This window comes from Aminobacterium thunnarium, from assembly GCF_055390565.1.
Window position 1 is genome coordinate 91,745 of the sequence record NZ_AP042412.1, and the last position, 24,923, is coordinate 116,667.

General features: G+C 42.4%; 28 protein-coding genes and 1 riboswitch. Of the genes, 16 read left to right on the plus strand and 12 right to left on the minus strand.

What is annotated here, in order from left to right; all coding sequences use genetic code 11:
- The gene (locus ACZ5GY_RS00370; RefSeq protein ID WP_464111910.1) at positions 1 to 1,584 is read right to left on the minus strand and encodes an ABC transporter ATP-binding protein; all 1,584 of its coding nucleotides are present in this window, start codon (positions 1,582 to 1,584) and stop codon (positions 1 to 3) included.
- A 47-nt stretch (positions 1,585 to 1,631) separates the two neighbouring features.
- Complete coding sequence (locus tag ACZ5GY_RS00375) at positions 1,632 to 2,714, minus strand: BMP family ABC transporter substrate-binding protein (RefSeq protein WP_213689906.1); 1,083 nt, start codon at positions 2,712 to 2,714, stop codon at positions 1,632 to 1,634.
- Between the two features lie 211 nt (positions 2,715 to 2,925).
- On the opposite strand from ACZ5GY_RS00375, the gene gpt reads away from it, so the two are divergent.
- Positions 2,926 to 3,417, plus strand: coding sequence for a xanthine phosphoribosyltransferase (gene gpt, locus ACZ5GY_RS00380; protein ID WP_213689905.1), 492 nt, complete (start codon positions 2,926 to 2,928; stop codon positions 3,415 to 3,417).
- Positions 3,418 to 3,469: 52 nt separating this feature from the next.
- On the opposite strand, the gene ACZ5GY_RS00385 is transcribed toward gpt, so the two are convergent.
- Complete coding sequence (locus ACZ5GY_RS00385; RefSeq protein ID WP_213689904.1) at positions 3,470 to 3,640, minus strand: hypothetical protein; 171 nt, start codon at positions 3,638 to 3,640, stop codon at positions 3,470 to 3,472.
- A 102-nt stretch (positions 3,641 to 3,742) separates the two neighbouring features.
- Between ACZ5GY_RS00385 and ACZ5GY_RS00390 the strand changes: the two genes are divergently transcribed.
- Together ACZ5GY_RS00390 and ACZ5GY_RS00395 are read left to right on the plus strand one after the other, a co-directional pair.
- Entirely contained in the window at positions 3,743 to 4,219 is a 477-nt protein-coding gene (locus ACZ5GY_RS00390) for a hypothetical protein (RefSeq protein ID WP_213689903.1), read from the plus strand.
- A gap of 60 nt (positions 4,220 to 4,279) precedes the next feature.
- Complete coding sequence (locus ACZ5GY_RS00395) at positions 4,280 to 4,603, plus strand: DUF3870 domain-containing protein (RefSeq protein WP_213689902.1); 324 nt, start codon at positions 4,280 to 4,282, stop codon at positions 4,601 to 4,603.
- 59 nt (positions 4,604 to 4,662) lie between these two features.
- On the opposite strand, the gene ACZ5GY_RS00400 is transcribed toward ACZ5GY_RS00395, so the two are convergent.
- Genes ACZ5GY_RS00400 through ACZ5GY_RS00410 form a run of 3 tightly spaced genes read right to left on the minus strand, consistent with a single transcriptional unit; the run spans position 4,663 to position 7,891 of the window.
- Positions 4,663 to 5,478, minus strand: coding sequence for a serine hydrolase (locus tag ACZ5GY_RS00400; RefSeq protein WP_213689901.1), 816 nt, complete (start codon positions 5,476 to 5,478; stop codon positions 4,663 to 4,665).
- 1 nt (position 5,479) lies between these two features.
- Positions 5,480 to 6,784 carry a GntT/GntP/DsdX family permease gene (locus ACZ5GY_RS00405; protein ID WP_213689900.1) on the minus strand — a complete coding sequence of 435 codons (1,305 nt, stop codon included), beginning with the start codon at positions 6,782 to 6,784 and terminating at the stop codon, positions 5,480 to 5,482.
- An 18-nt stretch (positions 6,785 to 6,802) separates the two neighbouring features.
- Positions 6,803 to 7,891: a dipeptide epimerase gene (locus ACZ5GY_RS00410; protein ID WP_213689899.1), complete on the minus strand. Its 1,089-nt coding sequence runs from the start codon at positions 7,889 to 7,891 to the stop codon at positions 6,803 to 6,805.
- Between the two features lie 478 nt (positions 7,892 to 8,369).
- Between ACZ5GY_RS00410 and ACZ5GY_RS00415 the strand changes: the two genes are divergently transcribed.
- A complete protein-coding gene (locus tag ACZ5GY_RS00415; protein WP_464111911.1) occupies positions 8,370 to 8,951 on the plus strand; it encodes a TetR/AcrR family transcriptional regulator in 582 nt (193 codons plus the stop codon).
- A 27-nt stretch (positions 8,952 to 8,978) separates the two neighbouring features.
- Here ACZ5GY_RS00415 and ACZ5GY_RS00420 read toward each other — a convergent pair whose 3' ends face one another.
- Entirely contained in the window at positions 8,979 to 9,497 is a 519-nt protein-coding gene (locus ACZ5GY_RS00420; RefSeq protein ID WP_213689897.1) for a type 1 glutamine amidotransferase domain-containing protein, read from the minus strand.
- Between the two features lie 114 nt (positions 9,498 to 9,611).
- Here ACZ5GY_RS00420 and ACZ5GY_RS00425 point away from each other — a divergent pair, with 114 nt between their 5' ends.
- The 12 genes from ACZ5GY_RS00425 to thiE all read left to right on the plus strand — a co-directional run bounded on the left by ACZ5GY_RS00425 (position 9,612) and on the right by thiE (position 21,354).
- Complete coding sequence (locus tag ACZ5GY_RS00425; RefSeq protein WP_213689896.1) at positions 9,612 to 10,298, plus strand: DUF5752 family protein; 687 nt, start codon at positions 9,612 to 9,614, stop codon at positions 10,296 to 10,298.
- Complete coding sequence (locus ACZ5GY_RS00430) at positions 10,295 to 11,542, plus strand: glycosyltransferase (protein WP_213689895.1); 1,248 nt, start codon at positions 10,295 to 10,297, stop codon at positions 11,540 to 11,542. The genes ACZ5GY_RS00425 and ACZ5GY_RS00430 overlap by 4 nt, the downstream gene beginning before the upstream one ends.
- A complete protein-coding gene (gene otsB, locus ACZ5GY_RS00435; RefSeq protein WP_213689894.1) occupies positions 11,539 to 12,339 on the plus strand; it encodes a trehalose-phosphatase in 801 nt (266 codons plus the stop codon). The genes ACZ5GY_RS00430 and otsB overlap by 4 nt, the downstream gene beginning before the upstream one ends.
- Before the next feature lie 16 nt (positions 12,340 to 12,355).
- Positions 12,356 to 13,879 carry an alpha,alpha-trehalose-phosphate synthase (UDP-forming) gene (locus ACZ5GY_RS00440; protein WP_213689893.1) on the plus strand — a complete coding sequence of 508 codons (1,524 nt, stop codon included), beginning with the start codon at positions 12,356 to 12,358 and terminating at the stop codon, positions 13,877 to 13,879.
- Positions 13,860 to 14,387: a nitroreductase family protein gene (locus ACZ5GY_RS00445; RefSeq protein WP_213689892.1), complete on the plus strand. Its 528-nt coding sequence runs from the start codon at positions 13,860 to 13,862 to the stop codon at positions 14,385 to 14,387. Before ACZ5GY_RS00440 ends, ACZ5GY_RS00445 begins: the two co-directional genes overlap by 20 nt.
- Before the next feature lie 14 nt (positions 14,388 to 14,401).
- Positions 14,402 to 14,929 (plus strand): nitroreductase family protein, encoded by a 528-nt coding sequence (locus ACZ5GY_RS00450; RefSeq protein WP_213689891.1) that lies wholly within the window; start codon positions 14,402 to 14,404, stop codon positions 14,927 to 14,929.
- Positions 14,930 to 15,081: 152 nt separating this feature from the next.
- A complete protein-coding gene (gene gyrA, locus ACZ5GY_RS00455) occupies positions 15,082 to 17,535 on the plus strand; it encodes a DNA gyrase subunit A (protein ID WP_213689890.1) in 2,454 nt (817 codons plus the stop codon).
- Positions 17,535 to 18,167 carry a phosphatidylserine decarboxylase family protein gene (locus tag ACZ5GY_RS00460; RefSeq protein WP_213689889.1) on the plus strand — a complete coding sequence of 211 codons (633 nt, stop codon included), beginning with the start codon at positions 17,535 to 17,537 and terminating at the stop codon, positions 18,165 to 18,167. The genes gyrA and ACZ5GY_RS00460 overlap by 1 nt, the downstream gene beginning before the upstream one ends.
- The gene (pssA, locus tag ACZ5GY_RS00465) at positions 18,151 to 18,885 is read left to right on the plus strand and encodes a CDP-diacylglycerol--serine O-phosphatidyltransferase (RefSeq protein WP_213689888.1); all 735 of its coding nucleotides are present in this window, start codon (positions 18,151 to 18,153) and stop codon (positions 18,883 to 18,885) included. Before ACZ5GY_RS00460 ends, pssA begins: the two co-directional genes overlap by 17 nt.
- A gap of 26 nt (positions 18,886 to 18,911) precedes the next feature.
- A riboswitch (TPP riboswitch) is annotated at positions 18,912 to 19,016 on the plus strand.
- Between the two features lie 52 nt (positions 19,017 to 19,068).
- Positions 19,069 to 19,914, plus strand: a complete 846-nt coding sequence (gene thiD, locus ACZ5GY_RS00470) for a bifunctional hydroxymethylpyrimidine kinase/phosphomethylpyrimidine kinase (protein ID WP_213689887.1) — start codon at positions 19,069 to 19,071, stop codon at positions 19,912 to 19,914.
- Positions 19,889 to 20,737, plus strand: coding sequence for a hydroxyethylthiazole kinase (gene thiM, locus ACZ5GY_RS00475; protein ID WP_213689886.1), 849 nt, complete (start codon positions 19,889 to 19,891; stop codon positions 20,735 to 20,737). Before thiD ends, thiM begins: the two co-directional genes overlap by 26 nt.
- Positions 20,734 to 21,354, plus strand: coding sequence for a thiamine phosphate synthase (gene thiE, locus ACZ5GY_RS00480; protein WP_213689885.1), 621 nt, complete (start codon positions 20,734 to 20,736; stop codon positions 21,352 to 21,354). Before thiM ends, thiE begins: the two co-directional genes overlap by 4 nt.
- 70 nt (positions 21,355 to 21,424) lie before the next feature.
- On the opposite strand, the gene thiW is transcribed toward thiE, so the two are convergent.
- Genes thiW through thiT form a run of 5 tightly spaced genes read right to left on the minus strand, consistent with a single transcriptional unit; the run spans position 21,425 to position 24,894 of the window.
- Positions 21,425 to 21,955 carry an energy coupling factor transporter S component ThiW gene (thiW, locus tag ACZ5GY_RS00485; RefSeq protein WP_213689884.1) on the minus strand — a complete coding sequence of 177 codons (531 nt, stop codon included), beginning with the start codon at positions 21,953 to 21,955 and terminating at the stop codon, positions 21,425 to 21,427.
- Positions 21,930 to 22,874 carry an ABC transporter substrate-binding protein gene (locus tag ACZ5GY_RS00490; RefSeq protein WP_213689883.1) on the minus strand — a complete coding sequence of 315 codons (945 nt, stop codon included), beginning with the start codon at positions 22,872 to 22,874 and terminating at the stop codon, positions 21,930 to 21,932. Before ACZ5GY_RS00490 ends, thiW begins: the two co-directional genes overlap by 26 nt.
- Positions 22,875 to 22,903: 29 nt before the next feature.
- Positions 22,904 to 23,650, minus strand: coding sequence for an ABC transporter permease (locus ACZ5GY_RS00495; protein WP_213689882.1), 747 nt, complete (start codon positions 23,648 to 23,650; stop codon positions 22,904 to 22,906).
- The gene (locus ACZ5GY_RS00500; RefSeq protein ID WP_213689881.1) at positions 23,647 to 24,384 is read right to left on the minus strand and encodes an ABC transporter ATP-binding protein; all 738 of its coding nucleotides are present in this window, start codon (positions 24,382 to 24,384) and stop codon (positions 23,647 to 23,649) included. Before ACZ5GY_RS00500 ends, ACZ5GY_RS00495 begins: the two co-directional genes overlap by 4 nt.
- 6 nt (positions 24,385 to 24,390) lie before the next feature.
- On the minus strand, positions 24,391 to 24,894 hold the full coding sequence (thiT, locus tag ACZ5GY_RS00505; protein WP_213689880.1) for an energy-coupled thiamine transporter ThiT: 504 nt from the start codon (positions 24,892 to 24,894) through the stop codon (positions 24,391 to 24,393).
- Between the last annotated feature and the right edge of the window lie 29 nt (positions 24,895 to 24,923).

Genomic DNA, 24,923 nt, shown 5'->3' on the forward strand with positions numbered 1-24,923 from the left:
CTATTTTGCCCCTTTCTTTATAGAAGAGAGGGGAGTTCCAGCCATCATGAGGCCAATCAATTCAGGAGTGGCCTCTTCGGGGTGATTGAGTATACCCATAATTTCCCCCTTGAATATAACTGCGAGCCTGTCACTTAATGAAAGGAGCTCTTCCAAATCTTCAGATACGAGAAAAATGGCTGCGCCGCGATCACGTTCTTCGAGAAGCTGCTCTCGCACAAAGTGGGTAGCGGCAACATCGAGTCCCCACGTGGGGTGAACTGCAATAAGGGCTTTGGGTGCATCGCACAGCTCTCGTCCAAGCATAAGCTTTTGAAGATTACCTCCTGAAAGATTTTTTACTGGAGTTTCCATTGATGGTGTACTCACGCTATATTTTTTTACAAGGTTCATCGCATGAGTGAAAACCGCTTTCCAATCAATCATAGGCCCCTTGGCTACAGGTTTGTTCCAGTACTTTTTCAAAATAGAATTTTCTTTTACGTCCATGTTGGGAACAAGTCCCGTTCCTTTGCGATCTGCGGGAATGTATCGAATTCCTCGATCTATATATTGCTTTGGAGAACGATGAGTCATCTCTTCGTTCTCGATAAAAATACGACCTTCTTTTAAAGGACGTAACCCTGCCAGAGCTTCACAAAGTTCCTGTTGTCCGTTTCCTGCAATTCCAGCAAGGCCCAAAATTTCCCGTTCTTTCACTGCAATAGAAATATTTTTTACAGTAGGGAGACCTCTTTCCCCGAGAACAGTAATATTATCGGTTTTCAAGATATCTTTTCCCGGGGCAATACTCTTTCTAGCAACAGTGAAGGTTACTTTTCTTCCCATCATTAATTCGGCGAGTTGTTCTTTTGATGTGTTTTGAGTTTGAACAGTTCCTGTTTTTTCGCCTTTGCGAAGAATAGTTATGCGGTCTGAGAGAGAAAGAACTTCATCAAGTTTATGAGAAATAAAGACAATGCCATGTCCCTCTGCGGTCATTTGTCGTATGGTCTTGAAAAGATGAAGCGATTCTTGAGGTGTAAGTACTGCAGTGGGTTCATCAAGAATAAGAACCCGCGCTCTACGATAAAGCATTTGTAAAATAGCAACACGCTGCTGTTCCCCAATAGAAAGCTGCCATATTTTTGCGTCAGGATCGACTTCTAAACCGTATTGTTCTGAGATATCTATAATTTTCTGGTGAATTTCCTTGCGTGGAAGAATTTGAGGAAGCCCCTCTAATCCCAATATCATGTTTTCCCAGACAGTTTGACTGGGGATGAGCATAAAATGTTGATGTACCATACCTATTCCAGACGCAATAGCGTCTTTAGGAGAAGAGAAAGAGACGCTTTTACCGTCAATGCACACGTGCCCTTTATCTGGGCGGTACAGGCCGTACAATATATTCATGAGTGTAGATTTTCCTGCGCCATTTTCGCCAAGTAATGCGTGCACTTCTCCGCGTTTTACATCGAAATCGATGTTACGGTTTGCCACGACACCGGCAAACTCTTTCGTAATGTTTTCCATATGTATAAGTGGTGGAGCCGATATGACTTTTTCCATGGCAACGTTTCCTTTCACAGCGATCTCTTTCAAAAAAAAGAGGGCGCGAAATGCGCCCTCCCTCTATATTCTAGGGGTTTCTATTTGGGCATATCTCCCTTAACCCCTTCTACGAACCAGTTCATGGAGAGCTTATCTGCATCTGAAAGCGATTGTCCAGATTCAACTTTTATTGTACCGCTTTGATCTTTAATAGGACCATTGAAAACATCCCATTCGCCAGAAATGATTTTAGCCTTTTCCTCTTCTACAAGACCTTTGACTTCTTCTGGCACATCTTTGCCGTATCCAGAAAGAGTTACCATTCCTTCCTTAAGTCCCCACCAAATATCTTCTGATTTCCAGGTTCCAGTGGTAACTTGTTCCATAACACGTTTATATACAATTCCCCAATCCCAAATTGGTGCAGTGAGATGTTTGGTCGGTGCATATTGGCTCATGTCGTTATTATAACCGACAACATATACTCCAGCTTCTTCTGCTGTCTGAGGTGCTGCCCCGCTATCGGCATGCATAGCGATAACGTCGGCACCAGAGTCGATAAGGGCTTTCGTTGCTTCCTTTTCTTTCCCCGGATCAAACCAAGAGAAAAGCCACACGACCTTGACTTCTGCTTTCGGGTTGGCTTTTCGAACACCTAGTGTAAATGCATTAATGCCACGTACAACTTCAGGTATTGGATGAGCAGCAACGAAGCCAATAACATTGTTCTTTGTCATCTTTCCAGCAACAAGACCAGAAAGATAGCGAGCTTGATACATTCTTCCGAAATAAATTCCTACGTTATCTGCTCTCTTATAACCGGAACAGTGCATAAACACAACATCGGGATAACGTTTGGCTACGTCTTGTACGAAGTCCATATATCCAAATGATGTGGCGAATATGACTTTAGAGCCGTTTCGAATGAAAGTTTCCATTACGCGTGCAGAGTCTGGCCCTTCTGGAACAGACTCGACAAAGCTTGATTTTACTCCAGGAAACGCTTCTTCCATTTCTAATCGTCCCTGATCATGCATATATGTCCATCCGCCATCTCCTACAGGACCAATATACACAAAACCAGGATTTACTTTTTCTGCGGGAATAGCTTCAGCTGCAAAAGCTGTTCCGCAGAGGGCGATACTCAGTGCTACGAACAAAACAACAAGACTCTTCTTCATTATGCATGCCCTCCTTGAGCGTTCTTTTGGTGTGAGAACTTATCAAAAATAAAGATGATTGTTAACAATTATACTAAGATTATGATAAAAGAAAAGGGAAAAAGTGATAGACGAGAAAGTAACAGAAAAGAAATAAGCAATTCCACTAATTCAGAAAAACTTGTAATATAAAGTTTACCATTTTTTATTCTATTCAGGGAGGCACTAAACGATGGGAAGTGAAGAGCGGTATCATAAAACGTATCCGGTTTCTTGGGATCAGCTTCATCGGGATTGTAAAGCTCTTGCATGGAGACTTCTATCAAGAAAATGGACGAAAATAATAGGGATTGCTCGTGGAGGCCTTATTCCTGCGGCTATTATTGCGAGAGAATTGAACATTCGTCTTGTAGATACGGTTTGTATTTCGAGTTATACAATTCGAACACAGGGAGAAACCAGTATACTAAAAGAAATTCAGGGTGACGGGGAGAATTGTCTTATTATTGACGATCTTGTGGATACTGGAAAAACAGCACAGATTGTAAGAAAAATGCTTCCCAAAGCGTATTTTGCAACAGTATATGCCAAACCGGAGGGAAGTCTTTACGTTGATACCTATATAACACAGGTAAGCCAGGATACGTGGATTCTTTTCCCGTGGGATTCTGAGACAGCATATTCAAAACCTCTCGTTGACAGAGAGACTGATAATAATGAATAAAGATGGGGGATATGGATCCCCCATCTTTACAAGGGGTTTCTGGATAGAGACGTTATGCTTTAATATTCAAATTTTGCCCTATTCCCATACTTTCAAAAAGTTGGGCCATCATCTTTTCTTGAAGCTGCGTGACGCTCTTTAATGTGTATGCTTGCGTTGCCATCATAACGTTTTGACAAACTTCCTGTGCTTTTGCACTTTGAACAGCATTTACGGCATCCATATAAATCACCTCCCAGATTTACCCCTTAATTTAGTATCGGCTTTGCGAAGATGATGTAAAATAAATAAGCAATATAAAGGTTCTAGGGGAGGAGGAACATCTGTGCTTTATATCAAGTTCGCTCTACCGTTTATTCTTTGGGCCTGGGTTTTATCAAGTTCGTACAGCCGCTATATTGTTCCAAGAGTTTTATCAGTTTACGATTTACTTGAAGGTTTGGAAAACAAAAAAAGTGGTAAAACGCGATCTCTTCATGTTCAAGGTACTTCCTTTCTTTTAAGAATAGTTCTTTTCTTTACCCAGATGTATGTTTTAACGGCGTGGTCGGCATATTCTGTTCTTCGAGCTATGCGCTTTGCTCAGCTTCCAGAAACGAAAGGATGGATTTATTATCTTTCCGCTTTCTTTATTTGCGAGGGTGCTTTAGGTGTCGTGGCCAGAAAAGAGGAGTATCGAGGATTCTTTTCTATTCTACATACTATTATGGCAATGGGCTTTTATGTTATTTTTGCCTTCAACCCATATCTTATGAAGAATTCTTATGCTTGGTTAATGCGGGTTATGGGGATGAATTTCTAGAAATAGTCAAATTTGTTGACTATCTATAATTTTGTGCTATATATTTCGTAGGTGAAGCGTATGGAAAAGTATTATCCTGACAATTCAGTTCTCATTGTAGGCAACTCACGAACGACAAGCGATAACCCAATTACTTTTCAATTTAATGCTTTCTTTATTTCTTTCATTGTAGAAAGAGAATCATCTCTTATCCTGGATTGTCAGAGTTCTGTTACTCTTGATGTTACTCACCGTTTTATTCGAGACCTTTTTGTAGGACGCTATTTGCTTCAAGATGAACAAGAAATAACAGAAGAAATTCAGTCACGATACTTCGGTTCGTCTAAAAAGGCTATACAGGTTGCATATAAAGATGCACTGAAGAAATATCGAGAAGGACTCTAAAATAACGACGTTGCTTTATCTTATGAGACAAGGGGCTGCATTGTTGCAGCCCCTTGTTATTATGCGTCGAAATAGCCTTTCCCAAAATGTTCGAAAATAATGGCTCCTATTTGGGCGCATAGATCAACTCCAGCTACTCTGTTTGAGAGGTTCCTTGTCAGTACAGTGACAAGAATGGGATGATCTGAATTGTAGAAGAAAATTCCTGCATCATGTTCTGAGCCAGGTAGTTCCCCCGTCTTATGAGCGAGGAAGCCTTCAATTTCATCAACGTCATTGAAGGGAACTAAAGAAGGAAGTTTAATATTTAGCTTTTGAGCAGAGAGCATCTCCAACATTCTCTTTCTACGTGAAACGGGAAGAGATGTGCTTGTTAGTATCTTTCCCAGAAGATTTGATATATCTTCTGGTGTCGTGTAGTTATCTTTTCCTGCTTTTTTAGCCTCAAAATCTAACATTTTTCGTCCAAGTATAGTTCCTTTTAACCCTAGCTTTTTGATTTCGTTATTGATTTGATCAATGCCAAGTCGATCTATAATAAGGTTTGTTGCCGTATTGTCGCTAACTGCGATCATCAAAAGAGCAAGGTCTTCAAGGCGAAGTTTTGCCCCTTCTTTATAAAGATGAAGGAGACCACCTTCCACTTTATCCGCTTCTTTTAATGTAATGGTTTCATTAAGAGATAACTCCTCTGCGTTCTCCTTGGAGAAAAGAGTCCATAGTATAGAAAGCTTAATGAGACTGGCAGAGGGAAACGATTGCTCTCCGTTGAGAGAAAAAGTTTCATCATTTTTAATATCTTTGATAATGATTCCAGCCTTATTGGTCATCCCTTTTGAAATGAGAACTTGTTCTATTTGCTTTTTCCAGCTCATCTTACATCGCCACTATAATTGCTCGAATAAGAACATAAATAACGGTGCAAACAACAATGAGCCAACCGTTACATAGTACGGACTTAAGATCGTCAGATCTGGCAAGTCCCATTTGCCCCTGCATATCTCCTTCTGGAACGGCAAAAGAAGTCATTTGAGATCCAACCAGAAGAACAACAACCCATAGCGTCATGGGGACGTTGAGTGATTCAACCAGCGGTCCGAACATTTTATTTATAACCTCTGCCTGAGCTACGGCAGCTCCTGGAACACCAAAAATGCCAACCAAGGTGGACAGGCCGATGAAGCCTACAGTTCCGCTCTGTTTGACCAGAGGCTCAAGCATTGTGGCTAAAGCCTGGAAAGCACCTGTGTCTGAAATGAAGTTAATGAAAGGATCAAGCAATACGAAGAAGAAGAAAAGCCAAATAAGTCCCTTGGCGCCTTCACAGATAGCATCAATGATCTCTACAATCTGAAGACGCCCAGCAAGGCCTGTGAGAAGAGAAGCAAGAATCATGACGGCAACAACAAATGTAGAGCCGCCCTCTATATAGATTCCGTAGCTTACGGTGCAGAGCATTGTGACAAGAAAAACAAATGTGGCTCGTTTTACATGAGGGGTAGATCTCAGTTCATTGGCATCAATTTTTTCTATGTCAGCTTCGGAATAATGATTTTTACCAGCTGTTTTCTTCTGAACTCTTGATGCCCAGAAGAAAGTTACGATCCACATGATTACAGATATTGGCAATCCTGCGTTAAGCAAAACCTGAGGATATGAAAGTCCGGTAAACTCCATTAATGCAACCATAGGAGGAGTAAAGGGCCCAAGAAATAGGCCTGAAGCGCCTGCTCCGTGAAGCAATACTGCCATTGCATTAGGTGTGACTCCAACGGAGGCTGCGATAGGAATCAATATGGGAGCTAAAATAGCATTTCCGCCAGCCAATGTTCCAAGTAAGCTGACGATGAAAACAGAACATGTCATCGTGACTAAAAATGCCTTTTGAGGGGAGTTTACGTTCATTCTCCGCGTTACCATATAGACAAGTTCTTTTACAACGCCTGTTTTCTTTAATACTTGTCCCAATCCGCCGCCGAGTAAAATAATAAGGCCTATATACCCTAAAAAGGAACCGAGCCCACCTCTTAATCCTTGCGCAATGTCCATAATCCCATGATGGCCTATGATTGCTGCCACAACGATACCTACAGAAACAGCAAAAATCTGCCCGAAACGACTAAAGCATAATACGATGTACACAAGAAGAGGAATAAGACCTAACAATGTTCCATGCTCCATAATAATGCCCTCCTTTTTTTAATTCCATTGTGTGCCGGGTACATTTGTAATTCCCAGCCCGGCATCTTCTCCTAAAACGATTTCAGGACCTATGAAACGGGCGTCACCAACATCTAGTAATGAAGAACAAAGCAGGGGGCCATCTATATCGATACGAGTAATGTTGCTTTTGGCGAGAGCGAGATGGACAGCTGCACTGGCGCTAATCTGACCTTCTAACATGCTTCCTAACATGACTTCTGCTCCAAATATTTCGGAGATAGCAATAATTTTTATGGCGTTTGAAAGGCCGCCACATTTCATTAATTTTATGTTGATCATATCTGCCGCTTTGCGCTTCAGAATTTCTAAGGCGTCTTCGGGACTCCATGCGCTTTCATCTGCAACAACGGGAATATAGGTGCTTGCTGTAACATAAGCCATGCCACCTAAATCGTGGGCTTTTACCGGTTGTTCCACAAGTTCTATGTCAAACCCGGCATCTTCCATTCTTGTTAAAATGCGTACAGCTTCTGAGGGTTGCCAGCCTTGATTGGCATCAATGCGAATCTTGACATCGTATCCTATGGCCTCTCGTATGGCTCGAATACGGTCAAAGTCTTTTTCCGTTTCTTTCCCTACTTTGATCTTTAAGATTTTGTACCCTCCGTTAACAGCATTTATTGCATCTTTTGCCATTTCATCGGCTTCATTAACACTTATGGTTACATCAGTCTCTATACTTTTTTTGTTTCCTCCGAAGAGTCTATAGAGAGGTGCGTGTAAGCTCTTGCCCCAAATATCAAAAAGAGCCATATCTAAAGCTGCTTTTGCACTTGTATTCCCGATAATACATTCATGAAGGGCTTGAAGGTTTCCTTCCAGGTCTTCTGCGTCTTTTCCGATAAGAGACGGACGAATATGATCATTGATAGCTCCAAGAATTGCACCTGTAGTATCGCCGGTGATTTTACCGGTAGGAGGAGCTTCTCCATAACCGACAACACCTGCATCTGTTTCTATTTTTACGACCACGTCATTAATAGAATTTACCGAGCGAACTGCAGTTTTAAAAGGTTTTTTCAATGGGAGTGACATATTCCCTGTTTGAATTGAAACGATTTTCATCCTTTTCTCCCCGATCTTTTGAATTCAAACAAATGAGTATTGTAATGCCTGTGCCGTGTCTCGTCTTGTCAATTCATCCCCCTTCTGATTAAAAATAAAAAAACAGCAGGTATATTCCCTTCAATACAAGGGGTACACCTGCTGTTTTTCATCTTCTTTGCTGATCGGGCTTTTCGATCAGGCCGACAGATAAAGCAGCTTATTTAATTGTACAAACTCTACGTTGAGCTATTTCAGGAACAGATTCTCATCTGTTGATCTTAAATAGCGTGACTAGAGTTTCGAAGCAACTTAAAAACATATGCAAAACTGAGTATATCTATAATTGAAATTTTTTTCAAGGTATAGTAAATCTGTAAAGAATAATTAAACTTATTAATATTGAGGTCATCCACGTAATAAGTGACTTTGTGGTACATTAATTATGAGAAAAGGGGTGAGGATCATCAGGAATAAGGAGCTTACAAAAAAGAAAATTTTGCAAGCAGTAGAAAGAATTCTTTCTCAAGAGGGTTTCCAAGAGCTAGGAATTAATCGTATTGCTCGAGAAGCTGGAGTCGATAAAACATTAATTTATCGATACTTTGGCGGTCTATCACAATTACTTAAAGCATTTGTTGCTCAGGGAACATCCTGGCCTTCTTTTGATGAGATAGTACAAGAAGCGAGACAATGTGGAGAAGAAACAAAAAATATGGCAGAATCAAGCCTATTCCTGTTAAAAGGGTACATTAGAAAACTGCAAAATTCTGTTCTTGCGCAAGAAATACTAAAAGGAGAATTACTTTCGCAAAACGAACTATCAGAAGAAACTGCTCCTGCAAGAAAAAAACAGGGCATTGCTCTTGTTGAGCAAATGAAAAAATCTCATTGTCACTCTTCTGTTGATACATCGGCTATTGTCGCTTTACTCTCTGCAGGCCTAACATATCTTATGCTGCGAAGTCAGACGACTCAGACATACCTCGACATAGACATTCGTTCTGAAGCTGGATGGAACAGAATAGAACGTGCTCTGGAAAAACTTGTTTACGGGGTCTTCCAGGCAGATAGCGAATAGATATAAATTCTGTTTCGATGGAGCATATTACTTTTTCCCGAGCGCTTCGAGTATTGCCTTTGTAAAAAAAGGCAGATCCGATGGCTTTCTGCTCGTTATTAATTTGTCGGATATAACCACTGGTTCATCTACCCATATCGCTCCAGCACACTGCATGTCATCTTTTATGCTGGGGAAAGATGTTACTTGATGTCCTTGAAGTATGCCAGCTGAGACAAGAACGCTGCCCCCATGGCAAATACTGGCTATGACCTTTCGAGTTCGATGCATTTCTGCTACTAATGAAACAATCTCAACAGACATTCTCAACTTGTCAGGAGCCCAACCTCCAGGAATGATAACCGCCGAGGGCAAGTTTTCCATAAGGCTTTGAGGTGAGTATGTTGCGTCTACTGCAGTATTGTATTTCCCCATATAATGACGGGGTGCAACAGGAGCTACAACTATTGGGAAGAATCCTTCCTCAATAAGACGATAATAAGGATACCAAAATTCAAGATCATTAAAATTTTCCTCTACAAGAATGGCAACTTCTCTTCCTGTCATTTTCGTTGTCCCCTCCCTTTTTTTATCTGTGTTACAATTTTACTGCATATTTATACTACACCAAAAATACAGAAAACTCAGCTTTGTCTTTTTCAAAAAGGAGGCTGATATTCTATGGTCGCTTTTGTGCAAAACGGAAACTTTCAGTTCAAAGAATGTACTCTTATTCCTATCAGTACGGGAATCCAGGCTAGAAATCTCCAAGAGCTTCGTGAGGGGATAGAAGAAGTTCCTATAAGTTGCCTGCATTACCATTTCTGGGGAAGAATCCTCAGCCCTCAATTTCCCGAATCTGAATATGTTAACGATTTTGCATCATGGACACGAGAATATCTTCATGAAACGGCACTTTCTGAAAAATTAAGTGCTTTAAGCCCCGATTACAAAGGAGATTTAGAGGAACTTAGAGATGACCTTATCGATCTTCTTGACGAATCTCTTTCATCAGAACATTTTATGAGCTGGAAGCAAGCCGATAGAGCTTTTCATTTTACACAGACACAACTGATTATCGTAGAGACCTCTCTGGTGGCAGAGAGCCCTGAGAATTTAGCTGAAGCAGTAGCTTCTTCGAGCCGGGGAAGTATTTTTTTCCACTTTATAGAGGCGAAACGTCGCGTTCGGGAAGATAGAAGAGATGATTTCTCTAGATGGCTTGAACATTTTGGAGAAACGACTGCTGAGGCGAGAGAAAAATTGTCCATTCTTGATCCGTATTTGTATTCTCTTACGGAGCTTCGGGAAAAGATAGTGGCAATTCTCGGGAAAAGTCTTGTCATAGAGGGGGTAGAGAGGCTATGACAGAGCTTTTGGAACAATATGGGTCTATCGCAGGAGAACAGGTTATAAGTAGTTTGTACCGTTTTGCAAATTTCCTTCAGGGCAAAAAAGTGGTTCATGTTAATTCGACGCGAAAAGGAGGTGGCGTTGCAGAAATTTTACGATGTATGGTTCCTCTTTTGAATGAATTAGGCATCGAAACACGTTGGGAGGTTATAGAAGGATCTGAATCTTTCTTTGTTGCGACAAAGTCTATTCATAATGCCTTGCAGGGATTAGAAGTTCCTTTTCCAGAGTCATATCGTGAAATATATATTGAGACAAATAGAGAAAACGCGGAGAAAATGCGAGATCGTTTGGAAGATGCAGATTTTGTTTTTATTCATGATCCGCAGCCTGCGCCTCTTCTTTCTTTGTGTCCTAAACGGAGGGGAAAATGGATTTGGCGTTGTCATATAGATGCAAGTTCTCCCAATAGGAACGTTTGGAAAATGCTTCGTCACATTGTATCTTCTTATGACGCCTCCGTTTTCTCTCTTGCTGATTTTTCCCAGCATTTACCGCACTCCCAGTATCTTATCCCTCCAAGTATTGATCCCCTCAGCGAAAAAAATATTATTCTTTCTGAACGGGAGGTAGATGATGTTTGCCAACGTTTTGGAATAAACAGAGCACGTCCTCTTATAGTTCAAATTTCACGATTCGACCTCTTTAAGGATCCTCTTGGGGTAATTAAAGGGTATCAAATGGCAAAACAACATGCCGACATGCAACTTGTTTTAGCGGGAGGAGGCGCGACAGATGATCCAGAAGCAGGGGCTGTTCTTGAACAGGTTAGAAATGTTGCCTCTGATGATTCGGATATTCATGTAATAGAGCTTCCTTCTGATGCCCACAGAGTTATTAATGCACTACAGGCTGCCGCAGATGTGATTATTCAAAAATCGATCAGAGAGGGGTTTGGACTTACTGTTGCTGAAGGAATGTGGAAATATAAACCAGTTATTGGCGGAGATGTTGGTGGAATTCGTCTCCAAATTATAAATCGTTACAACGGTTTTCGTGTGCAATCTGCAGAAGGTGCTGCCCTTCGATTGCGCTATCTTCTTGCACATGGAAGACGATGCAAACGGATGGGGCAAAATGCTCACGAATATGTACAAGAGAATTTTTTAATTACAACTCATCTTCGTGCCCTTCTTGCTCTAATGCTCTGTCTTTCTCAAGATAGTTCAAATGACTTTGAAATGTGTATGACATCATGACAATGCGTGAAGTTCCTTCAATTTTTTGGCAAGAAATGATGAAGAGCAAACAGCCGCCTCTTTTATTATGTGATTATGATGGAACTCTTGCTCCCTTTACATCAGAACGAGATAAGGCTTTCCCCTGGCCTGGAGTGATTGAAGAGTTACGCACTGTTATAGCAATTTCAGGAATCGTTGTCTTGATATCAGGAAGGTCTATAGCAGAAGTTAAAGAGCTTTCGCAATTGGAAACAGGCATTGAGATTTGGGGATATCATGGTGCAGAACGTATGACAGTAGATGGCATTATTCATAGAATAAATCTTGCTCCATTATACGAAGCGGGGCTTGAAAAAGCTTGGCAAAAGGCTATGGAAGAGTCTCTTCAGACATGGATCGAGAGAAAATATGTCTCTTTGGCACTTCATTGGAGAGGCAGGAATATTGCGCTTTATCAAGATAAACTCAAAAAAATTATGGAGTATTGGAGTAAGTTACAGGTCGAGTATGGTTTAAAAATTCTTTCTTTTAACGGAGGAGTAGAAATTCTAGCACCAGGATTTGATAAGGGGAAGGCTGTCAAGACAATACTAAGTGCATATCCAGATTCTATTTGTGCTTATTTAGGTGATGATGCTACTGATGAAGATGCCTTTGCGGTTTTGCAGAAAAGATGTATGGGAATTCTTGTCTCAGATGAAGATCGACAAACATTAGCTGATGTAAGGCTTGTTCCTCCATGCGAGGTCTTATCTTTTTTCAGATGTTGGAAGAGATGTCTGCAAGAGAAGAGAGGGGAGATGAACCACGACTAATGCTGATAGCCACCGTATGGTTGTCGTTTCCAATCGTTTGCCTATAATTTTGCAGAAGAGAGAAGATTCATGGTTCGTGGAACCAGGTTCTGGCGGGCTTGTAACGGCTCTTACCCCTGTATTGCGAGATCGCGGCGGAATGTGGATAGGGTGGCCGGGAACAAAAGAGAGAATAAGTTTAAAAGCTTTACGAAATGTTTTGGGCCCCATTTCGGAAGAGACTGGATTCAGAATAGTTCCCGTTTTACTTGAGAAGAGCGATATTGATGATTATTACTACGGTTTTTCCAATTCCATAATTTGGCCTCTTTTTCATGATTTGGAGGCTCACTGCCGTTTTAAGGCCGAATATTGGAACGCCTACGTCAGTGTCAACCATAAGTTTGCCTCTATCGTAGCAAAACACTCATTGGAAGAAGACCTTATATGGGTTAACGATTATCAATTAATGCTGCTTGCAGGCAGGCTTGAGCGATTAGGTGTGCAACGCCCAACAGCTTTTTTCCTACATATTCCCTTTCCTTCCCCTGATATCTTTATGAAACTTCCATGGCGTAAAATGCTGATAAAAGAGCTTCAACGTTATTCTTTCCTCTGTTTCCAAACTCTTCGTGACAGGCGAAACTTTATTGAATGTGTAAAATCTTTTTCCCCTTCAGCTCATGTCATAGGGCGTGGGGCTATTGTCGAACTAGCGATTGGGAATAACAGAATTCGAGTAGGTAGTCTTCCAATCAGCATCGATTATAAAAAATTTCGCTCTTTGGCTTCGACAAAAAACGCTGCGCTGCGTGCTCAAGAGATACGTAAAGAAATTTCAGGCGATTGCCTCATGCTTGGAGTTGATAGGCTTGATTACACAAAAGGTTTACCTGAGAAATTGAGAGCTTTTGCTCGGGCTCTCGAAAAATATCCAGAACTCCAGGGGAAAGTGACTCTATTCCAATTGGTGATTCCGAGTCGTGAAGGAGTTGTGGAATATTGTGTGCTTCGTGACGAGACTCAAAAGCTTATCAGTCAAATAAACGGACGATTTTCTACAACGGCTTGGATCCCTGTTCTCTATCGTTACGGAACAGTGAATCAGGAGGAATTGGCAGCGATGTACAGGGCAGCAGATGTAGCGTTGGTTACTTCTCTTAAAGACGGAATGAATCTCGTTTGTAAAGAATATTGTGCTTGTCAGCCTCATTACAAAGGAGCTTTGATTCTAAGCGAGTTCGCGGGAGCGGCTTCCCAGCTTCGTAACGGAGCTCTTCTCGTTAACCCCTATGATGTAGAGAGTACTGCCGATGCTATATATTACTCTGTTACAATGAATGAAACGGAAAAAAGGAATAGAATGAAAAGAATGTGCAAATCCATACGAGAACGGGATGTCTATTGGTGGGTTGATAATTTTCTGCGTGGAGCAGCAGGTAAAAAACTTGAAGATTTTCCAGAAGCAACTATTCCTGAAATATGGCCAGGATTGAGGAAAAGGGGCTATGCACAAAGAGAGAAAAAAGGCGGTGAAAGCAATGGGAATCAGAGATCATGAAGCAATTCGTGCAATATTAGGTAGAAGAAGCATTCGGCGTTTTGAAGAGAAGCCTGTAGAGAAAGAAAAAATAGAGCTTCTTATTGAATGTGGGTCGGCGGCTCCCAGCGCAGCTAACAGCCGTCCATGTCATTTTGTTGTTGCTACGGATAGGCCTATTCTTAATCGTCTGGCGGAGGATCATCCCTATGGCAAAATGCTTTTTGAAGCGCCTCTTGCCATTATTGTGTGTGGAAATCCAGAAAAAAATGATTTTGCCCGACGTTATTGGGAAGAAGATTGCTCTGCTGCCATGCAGAATATTCTTGTTGCAGCTCATGCAATTGGTTTGGATGGTGTTTGGCTTGGCGTTCGGCATGCGGAAGGTTGCGAAGAAGCTATTCGAAAAATTCTTTCCATACCAGCCCATATCGCTGTATTAGGAATTGCAGCTTTAGGGTATGGAAAGGAGAAAAAGGATCCGCATAAGGGAATCGAAGAAGGAACGTTGCATGTAAATGGCTGGTGAAGGGGTGTATATCAGTGAATAAAAGAGATAATACGACAATACAAATAATACTTGGGCGTAGAAGTATTCGAAAATTTACTCAAGATACGGTAGATCAAGATATTGTAGATATTCTTCTCGAATCAGCTTTTGCAGCTCCAAGTGCTCATAATAGAAGGCCGTGCCATTTCATTGTTGTACAACAGAGAGAAGTTCTTGACAAACTCGCAGAAGCTCATGATTCGGGGAAAATGTTACATGAATCACCTCTTGCTATTGCTGTCTGTGCCGATACGTTGTCGTGTCCAGAGGAAGATTTGGCCTGGATTGAAGATGGAGCGGCCGCACTCGAAAATATATTGTTAGCAGCCAGGGCATTTGGCCTTGAAGGTGTATGGCTTAAAGTTATGGATCGACATCCCCGGGAAGAGCTCGTAACTCCTATTTTAGCAGTTCCTGATGGTGTCAAAGTTATTGGAATAGCTGCATTAGGGTATCCGGCAGAACATAAAGCTCCCCATGAAGGTGTAAATAAAGAGCGAGTGCACCGTGAAAAATGGTGAATAATGTAAATAGTTAAGAAGAGATATGGCGGGGGAGAGAGCTTTTAGGCCTTCTCCCTTTTTTAGTAAGCTTGCCTCGAACGTGTTAAAATACTATAGTTTGCTATTCTTTCGATTGTTTTTTAGGAATTTATTGTGGAGGTAGAATCTATATGGAAGAGAAAAAAGGCGAGCCCCTATTTGGAAAAGTCCTCCCTTTACCCTTGGTGGAGGAGATAAAGCATAGCTATCTTGATTATGCGATGAGCGTCATTGTAGGGCGGGCTCTCCCAGATGCCCGAGATGGGCTGAAACCGGTACAGAGAAGAATCCTCTATGCCATGACGGAGTTGGGACTTCGTCATAATACGGCGTATAAGAAATCTGCTCGTGTCGTCGGAGAAACGATGGGTAAATATCACCCACATGGTGACTCGGCAATCTACGATACTATGGTTCGAATGGCCCAAAATTTCAGCATGCGTTATCCCCTTGTCGATGGACAAGGTAACTTTGGATCTATTGACGGAGATCCTGCGGCAGCAATGCGTTATACAGAAGCTCGGTTGTATGAAATTGGAGAGCTTATGCTTGCTGATATAAATGAAAATACGGTGGATTGGGGACCTAATTTCGACGAATCACTCGAGGAACCCCTTTGCCTTCCGGCAATGCTACCCAACCTTCTTATAAACGGAAGTTCGGGTATTGCTGTAGGAATGGCTACCAACATTCCTCCCCATAATTTGGGAGAAGTTATTGATGCTCTTTGTTACATTATTGATGTTGATCCAGAGCATATTGATATAGGAGAGATATTAGCAAGGTTACCTGGTCCTGACTTCCCTACCGGCGGCGTCATAATCGGCAGAGATGGAATCATAGATGCCTATCGTACGGGACGGGGCAAAATTACAATGCGTGGCAAGACCCACGTAGAAGAGGGAAAAAGAGGTAAAACCTCTGTAGTAATCACAGAAATTCCCTACATGGTCAATAAGACGAATCTTATTGAAACAATTGCCAAGAATGTTCAGGACAAAACGATTGATGGCGTTATGGACATTCGTGATGAATCTGACCGTGACGGCCTTCGAATTGTTCTTGAAGTCAATCGTGATACAGATCCTAATTTGGTCTTGCGGCAGCTTTATCGTCGAACACAACTTCAGAGCACTTTCGGCGCTATTAATTTAGCTTTGGTGGACGGTCATCCTAGAGAACTCTCTATAGAAGAAATGCTTTCTATTTTCCTTGACCATAGGCGAAGTGTTGTTCGTAGACGAACACAGTTTCGTCTGGAAAAAGCCCAGGCCAGGGCGCATATTGTTGAAGGTCTCGTAAAAGCACTCGATATTATTGATGCGGTTATCGCTCTTATTCGAGGATCAAGTACCACTGATGAAGCCAAGAAGGGGCTTGTGGAGAAACTAGAATTTTCAGAACTTCAGGCTCAAGCTATTCTTGACATGCGCTTGCAGAGACTTACTGGACTGGAGCGAGAAAAACTTGAGGCTGAGTTAGCCCAGCTTTTATCAGATATAGAACGCTTCCAGACGATTCTGGGGAACGCGAAGGTTCTTGATACAGTCATTAAAGATGAGTTACTTGATATGAAAAAACGTTTCGGAAATGAGCGAAAAACAGACATTATAGATGCTGTGGAAGATGTCTCTTTAGAAGACCTTATCCCTGAAAGTGATATTGTTGTTGTGCTTTCAAGAGATGGATATCTGAAACGTAAAGATCTTGAAGAGTACTCTCTCCAGGGAAGAGGGGGTAAAGGAAGAAAGGGAGCTTCTTTGCAAGAAGAAGACGAGATAGCTCTGGTTGCTGTGACAAGTACTCACAGAGATATCTATCTCTTTACCTCGTTGGGTCGTGTCTTTGCCTTGAAAGGTCATATGGTTCCAGAATCGAAAAACGGACGTGGTAAGTTAATTAACCGCTTTGTTGCCTTGGAAGGAGAGGAACGAGTGGTGACCATGCATGGCCGTGCTGTAGAGGGGGCAGAATATGCCTTCTTCATTACGAAAAATGGAACGGCTAAGAGACTTGATCTTTCCGAACTTAAAAATCTGACACGAGCTGGACGGAGAGTTTTAGGACTTGACGAAGGCGATGAAATCGCAGAAATCGTCTTGACGTCGGGAGACGATCACTTGCTCATAGTAACGGCTCAGGGACAGGCCCTTCGTGTTCATGAATCCGAATTCCGACCTATGGGGCGCATGGCCAGAGGCGTTCGGGCTATGCGTTTAGGGCAGGGAGACTACGTTATTGGGTGTGATGTAGTTGCCGAAGGCCGATGGCCTTTGCTTTTAAGCGAAAAAGGGGTTGGAAAACGAACGCGCTACGAAGAGTTTGCTCTTCGGCATCGTGGTGGTAGCGGTGTTATCGTAATGAATCTAAGCGAGAAAACAGGAATGATAGTAGGTTGCTGGAGCGTTGCAGAAGATGACGAGATCATGGCCATTACCAGCAGAGGTCGAATTATTCGGCTCGCAGTTTCAGACACGCCTGTTTTGGGAAGAACTGCTATGGGGAGTATTATCATGAGACTGGATGAAGGCGATATTCTAGCTAATGCTAGTGTTGTAAATACAAAAGAGGGCGAAGACGAGTAATGATTGCTCGTGATGGTTGGCCTCTCATTATCTTTACAGGATTTTTAACAGGGGGGAGCTTTTTGCTCTCCCCCTGGATGGCCGTTGTTATGGGTGTCTTTTTTGCCCTTGTTGTTTGGTTCTTTAGAGATCCTGAAAGAGACCTTCCAGAAGATGTCGAAATGTGGGTTTCTCCTGCAGATGGTAAGGTTGTCGAAATAGAAGAAGTGGAACATCCCTACACTGGGCGGGCGTTAAAAGTTGGAATTTTTATGTCTCCTTTTAATGTGCATGTCAATCGAGCCCCTTATGAAGGAACAGTAGAGTTCCTAGAGTATGTTCCAGGTAAAAAATGGATGGCTTTTAATCCTAAGGCATCTGAAGAGAATGAACGCATGTATGTCGGATTGAGAACAGATCATGGCCCAGTTCTTCTTGTACAGATTGCTGGCTTCTTGGCGCGAAGAATTGTTTGTCGACTGAAGCGGGGCGAAAAAATCTTACGCGGACAACGTTTTGGAATGATAAAATTAGGCTCTAAGGTTGACGTCTATCTGCCTTTGAGTGTAAAGTCCACAGTAACTGTGGGGCAGAAAGTAAAGGCGGGAAAATCTGTGTTGGGAGTGACGGCGAGTAATGAGGAAAATGAATAAAAAGCGGCATCTTTCTTTTAGAGAAATTGCGCCCAATATGGTAACAAGTGGAAACTTGCTGTGTGGCATGCTGTCGCTCATTCTTTCTTTTCATGGGCGCTTTATTCCGGCAGCATGGCTTATCTTTTTTGCAGTCTTTTTTGATTTTATGGATGGCAAAGTTGCCCGGAGTTTGGGTGGCGGAACACAATTTGGCTTGGAATACGATAGTATTGCTGACGTGGTGAGCTTTGGTGTTGCTCCTGCCATGCTCATGTATACCAATTATCTGAATGGGTTTGCGGGAGTCACTGGTGCGCTTACTGCCTGTTTCTTTGCTCTGTGTGGAGCTTTGCGTTTGGCGCGATTCAATGTCGTTCATGTCCCTGGACCTTTTCAGGGATTGCCCATTCCTGCCGGGGGGCTTTTTCTGGCTTCTTTCGTTATAGCTGGCCTTGCAATTCCTTCTGCTTTTGCTGCTTTTCTGGCAGTTGGGACTGGCATCCTTATGATTTCAAGTGTTCCATATGGCAATTTAAAGGGACTTCGTAAGGGCAACACGAATAAGAAGAAATTCCTTTTCTTGGGAATGGTTGCTATGGGACTCATTGCCGTTTTACATACATCGGCGCCTCTCGCTGCCATTTCTATCTATGTAGTAAGTGGGTTGCTCCACTTTGATTGGGGAAAGTGGCTTTTATTGAAAGAGGACGAAGACCCACTGAAGGAAAGTATTTAGATCGACATAAGAATCAAATGTAAATAAAAATATTACAGGGGAGCACTAAGCTGAGAGGAAAGTCGGTAGACTTTCGACCCTTATAACCAGATCCGGATAATGCCGGCGCAGGGAGTCTTTATTCAGGAGGAGTTCGCCGAAATACGGACGCTCCTCCTTATTTTTTGAGGAGGTGCACATTCTTTGGCACTATATCGGGGAAATGCATTGACTATCGCAGGAAGTGATTCGGGTGGTGGCGCTGGAATTCAGGCAGATATTAAAACTTTTGCCGCCCTTCGTGTTTTTGGAATGTCTGTGATTACTGCAATAACGGCACAAAACAGCCTAACAGTAAAAGAAGTTCATGACGTTCCTCCCAGCACTGTCGCAGCTCAACTAGATGCCGTTTTGTCCGATTTTAGAATTGGCGCAGCCAAAACAGGCATGCTGAGCCGACCCGAAACTATCGCTGTTGTATGTGAAGCTCTTCGTAATTATCAGGTATCAAATCTTGTTGTTGATCCTGTTATGATCTCCCAAAGTGGGGTCAGCCTTATTTCTGATCCGGCAATTCAGGCTTTAAAAGAACAGCTTTTGCCTCTTGCTTTAATCGTGACGCCTAATATGCCAGAGGCAGAGAAGCTGAGCGGAATAGAAGTTCATACTACAGAAGATATGGAGAGAGCTGCTCGATTGATTTCCGGCTTGGGCCCGAAGGCTGTTTTGGTTAAGGGTGGGCATATGGACGTTGAGAAATCGAAGGATACAGTTGTTGATGTCTTGTATTGCGAGGGAAAAACAACTGTTTTTGAGGATCCTCGCATTGATACTCAAAATACCCATGGAACAGGGTGTACTTTAAGCGCTGCTATAGCTGCTGAACTTTCTGCCGGAAGAGAATTGTTGGAAGCAGTGTCGCTTGGACGTCAATACTTGCGTTTGGCATTGCTCCACAGCTTTAAACCAGGCCATGGATGGGGCCCCTTGGGGCACGCTGTAACACCAGAGTGGATAAGAGGCTATGAGGCAGAAGAGAGCAAATTATAAAGGCATTTATCTCTCTGAAGTTTGGGAAAGTGTTAGGCAACATCGTCCCCTCGTGTACCATATAACAAATATGGTTGCGGCAAACTTTCAGGCGAATGTGTGTTTGGCTGCTGGGGCTTCTCCTTTAATGTCTTTAAAGACGGAAGAGGCACCTCTTTTTGCCGATCAAGCTGATAGCATCCTTATCAACACGGGAACGCCAACTACTGAAAGTTGCGACTCTATGCGTGCTGTCTTGCCGGTTATAAAAAAGAGGGGGAAACCACTTGTTCTTGATCCTGTTGGATATGGAGCGTCTCCCTTTCGTATTTCTATAGTTAAAGAAATACTTGAGAGCAACGTCGTCTCTGTAGTAAAGGGTAATCGTGGAGAAATGAGCCTTCTAGGTGAGGAAAAGGGGGCTGTTCTCGGTGTTGACTCTCTTGGCAGCGATAATATTGAAAGGGCTCTTTTGCATATAGCTTCCAGCTATGATGTGGTTGCTGTTGCGACAGGAGAAGACGATATGGTGGTCACAAAATCGTCACCTTTTCTTCTCTCGCTTCCAGGAGGGAATAGTCTCTTTCCCCAAGTAACGGCCAGCGGATGTGTCGTTGGAACATTGATTGCTGCTTGTGCGGCAGTAACAGCTGATTTCGAGCTTGCTGCGACAACGGCTCTTGTTGCTGCTACGCTAGCGTCTGAAAGAGCATCTCAAAGAGGGAATGTAGAAGGTCCAGCTTCTTTTCAAAATGCTTTCATCGATGAAATATATCATCTTTCGCCAGGTGCTTTCTCAGAATATGACGAACGTTTTGTTTGCAAAGAGGTGGAAGAAAGATGAATGTTAGAGATTTTTTGAGATTATATGTTATTCCAGATTTGAAAATAGGGGCGCCAAGAACTCTTTTGGAACAGACAGAAGCTGCTTTGAAAGGGGGCGCTACTTTGATACAGTTACGTGATAAACAGTCAAATGGGCGTGAACTCTTTGAAATCGCTGTTGCGATGAAAAAGATTTGTCACAAGTATGGAGCTCCTTTAATTATTAATGATCGCTTAGATATTGCCTTAGCAGCAGAAGCTGATGGAGTACATCTTGGTCAAAATGACCTGCCTTTGGAATCCGTTCGTTCTTTTTTACCTGAAGACTTTATTGTCGGTGTTTCTGCTCATACAGTGAAAGAAGCTCAGGAAGCACTGCATAATGGAGCGTCGTACATAGGAATTGGTGCGGCTTTTCCGACAGGAAGCAAAGGCGATGCCGATGTGGTTGGAGTATCCCGAATAGGAGAAATCATAAAGGCTGTTTCTATTCCTGCTGTTGGTATTGGCGGCATAACGGAAAAAAATGTTAAAGATGTAATGGCAGCTGGTGTTGATGGTGTTGCGGTTATTTCTGCAATAGTCAGTTCTGAAGATATTGAAGAAGCGGCACGCCATTTTTTGAGCATTATGTAATTTCGAATTTGAAAAAGAGCCGGCAGAAAAATTGCCGGCTCTTTCTTTAGGGGTACTAAGGAAACGCGTCTTAAATAAGATCTTTGAAAAGGCCCATTTTTTTTGTCATAACGACAAGGGCAAAACCGAGAAGAGCTCCTGGAATACTACTTGCTAAAAATGCTATCTGAAGGGCTCCAAGAGCAGGTGTCTTCCCTATAGCAGGCCCGATAACGAGAGCTGATATTGTAGCTCCGATGGGTCCGGTTCCGAGAGGTTCTACCAAGGCTGCCCAATTCTTTTTGAAGAAGCGATATGCAAAACCCACCATAAGAGCCCCAGGAATACTTCCAGGAAAAGCAAAGAGGCTTCCAGTTCCCATCATGTTTCGAATAAAACTCGTTACGAAAGCTATAGAAGCCGCCCACCATGGCCCCAAAAGAATTCCAGCAAAAACGTTGATTGTATGCTGAAAGGGAAAGCACTTTGTTGGACCAAAGGGAATATATATACCTGAAAGAAGAACCCCCGCTGCCGCAAGTAATCCTGCAAAAGTAAGCTTCTTTATATGTAGTCGTGATGAAGCTACTGCTGTGTTATTTTCCGTTCCAGAGAATGCCATTAATTTGTACCTCCTTTGATACCATTCCTATAGAAAGGGCAAAATCTGCAAATTTTTGCCATTTCTCGACGCTGAAAGTCTGTTCTTCAGCATAGAGGTCGATTGTCTTCCCAAACGCTGCTGTTTCCAACTCCCTCGAAGCTTCAGGAACAGCCTTGAGATAGGCTTCCAGAGCCTCTTCTGGGTTTTGTCGCGTCACGTTTATTGCTTCTTGAACAGCTTCCTTGAATCTTCTTATCGAATCTTCCTTTTCTTGTAGCGTTTTATTTCCTGTAACGAAAACAAGCTCGTCATAGTCTGGTATTCCATGTTTTTCGAGTTCAAAATATCCGGGAGTATAGCCGTGCTGTTCAAGCTCCACAACTTCATAGTTCTTGTAAGGCCCCATAATAGCGTCAACTTTTCCACTGGTGAGAGAAGGAATAATAGTAAAACCTACATTGATCAGTTCATAATTTTTCAGACCATTTTCTTTCGCGAAACCATCAGTGAGATGATCCATCATTCCGGGCACGGTATAGCCAATTTTCTTTCCTTCCAGATCAGAAGGAGTCTCAATATCTTTCCCCCCGATAAAAAGTAGTGTCGTTAATGGATGTCCTACGAGGCGTCCAACAGCTTTGATTCCAATGTTTGATGAGGCTGCAATAATGATTTGGGGCTCATAGCCAATTGCAATATCAATGTGAGATGCAGCAGCCAATTTGAGTGGGTCTGAAGTTTCGGAAGGACTCACTATAGATACATCAAGATTAAATTGATCAAAAATGCCCTTTTCTTGAGCAACATAAAGGGGTAAATGATCGATGTTAGGGAACCAATCAAGCATAACAGTCAGTTTTTCTTGTGCAAAAACAGTCCCAGAGAGCAGCGTAAGCAACATTATCAATGCACACAGTAAGGCACGTACTTTTTTCATATTAAAAAATCACCTTCTCAAAAAAGATTTTATTTCTTCCATGCAAGTGCTTTTTTCTCGATAGCACCCACAATTATCCAGAGAGAAACTCCTATTACTGTCAGCCATAAAATTGAAGCAAAAACGAGGTCTACTCGAAGTCTGGCATTTGATTGAATCATGAGATAGCCAAGTCCACGCTGCGCGCCTACCCACTCTCCGATCACAGCTCCTATTGTTGCTACCGAAACTCCAACTTTTAACCCCGCTAAGAAATAGGGCAGGGCCCACGGCCAATAGAGATATTGAAAGGTTTTTAGAAAGGGAGCCCCCATAAGGGTAAAGAGCTTTCTGTAGTCTTCATCGCAGCTTTTCAAACCTTCGAGAAGATTGACGACGATGGGGAAAAAGATAATGAGAGCTGCCATAAAGACTTTGCTCCATATGCCATATCCGAACCAAACGACGAGAAGAGGTGCCAACGCAAAAACAGGAATGGCTTGTGATGCGACGAGAATTGGCGAAAAAGCTTGTTCCACAGATGGAAATACGAACATCATTATGGCAAGGGGAATAGCTATGGCTACGGAGAAAATAATACCCAGCAGAATCTCAGCACCTGTCATAACAGCGTGATAGGTAAGAAGAGGTGCTTGTTGAATCGCGACATATAAAACTCTGGAGGGAGCTGGCAAAATAAATGGTGGAATATCTCCATATCGACAGACCAGTTCCCAGATAAGAATTAAGAATGTTAAGAAGCCTAGAGATAGTGCCGATCTCTTCATAAATTTCATGATTTCATTTCCTCTTCCAACTCCAAGAGTATTTTTTTCTTGAGGGCAATATATTTTCCTGAATTAAGATCTCGTGGTTTTTTTGACGATAGAGTAATAGTCTCTCGTATATTCATTGGAGGTTGAGTGAGAACAATAATTGTATCAGCGAGAAAGAGAGCCTCGTCTATGTCATGTGTAATCATAAGAACGGTTTTATGAAAATCGTTTTGAAGAGTAAGCAACAATGTCTGCAAACTCTTTCTCGTGATTGCATCAAGGGCTGAAAGAGGTTCATCTAATAACACTATTTCCCGCTCAAACATAAGGGTGCGAATCAAAGCGCAGCGTTGTCTCATGCCTCCTGAAACAGCACGAGGAAAATATGAATCAAAATTTTCCAAACCAAAACGCTTAAAAAGTTCCTTTACCTTTTTTTGAATGTCACAACTATTTTGCTTAGCAAAAGCACGAGGGAGCAACGCATTTTCATTAAGAGTGAGCCAAGGTAAAAGTAAGTCTTTCTGTTGCATATAAGCAGCAGCTTTTCCAAGATGTGGCAGACTTTCTCCTAACCATGTAATAACTCCCTCGTCTCTGTCTATCGTTCCAGTCAGAAGGTCAAACAACGTGGTTTTTCCACATCCTGACGGGCCGATTAATACAGTGAAGGAACCTCGCTTCATATTTAAATTGAAATGATTGATAATGGGTTGGCCGTTATAGCTTTTCCCTATGTGATCGAGACTGAGCATATGCTATTATTGCCCGATTTTATTGAGTCTTCCCCAAACGAGGTAGGTGATGATAATACCAAGGGCAAGATTGGGTATCATATAACTGGCATTGTAGACTGTAGAGTATAGCCATACATTTGTTCCTTCGGGAGCATAACTTGCAAAGAAAACGACGCCAGAGAGTATATGGCATACAAGACGAGCAAGTGTTCCTAAAGTGAGACCGGCCCAGAGAGGTTTGCGTATCAATGCAGCTAACCCAAGAACGCCAAAGGCAAGAGGATAGTCGAGAAGAGCCTGAACGGGGTGGACAACATATCCACCGAGAAGAAGCTGTATAATTCCAGCGACAGTACCAGCACCGAACCCATATTTCAAGCCGTGTCGGAGTGCAAAAATAAGCAAGGGGATATTTTCAAGGGTAACAGAGCCTCCCTGAGGCATTCTCCATAGCTTAATGTATGAAAAGGCCACGGTCATGGCTACAACAAGAGCCCCTTCAACAAGAATCTTAGTTTTATTACGCATTAGAAATTCCTCCTTGATAGGCCTAGCCG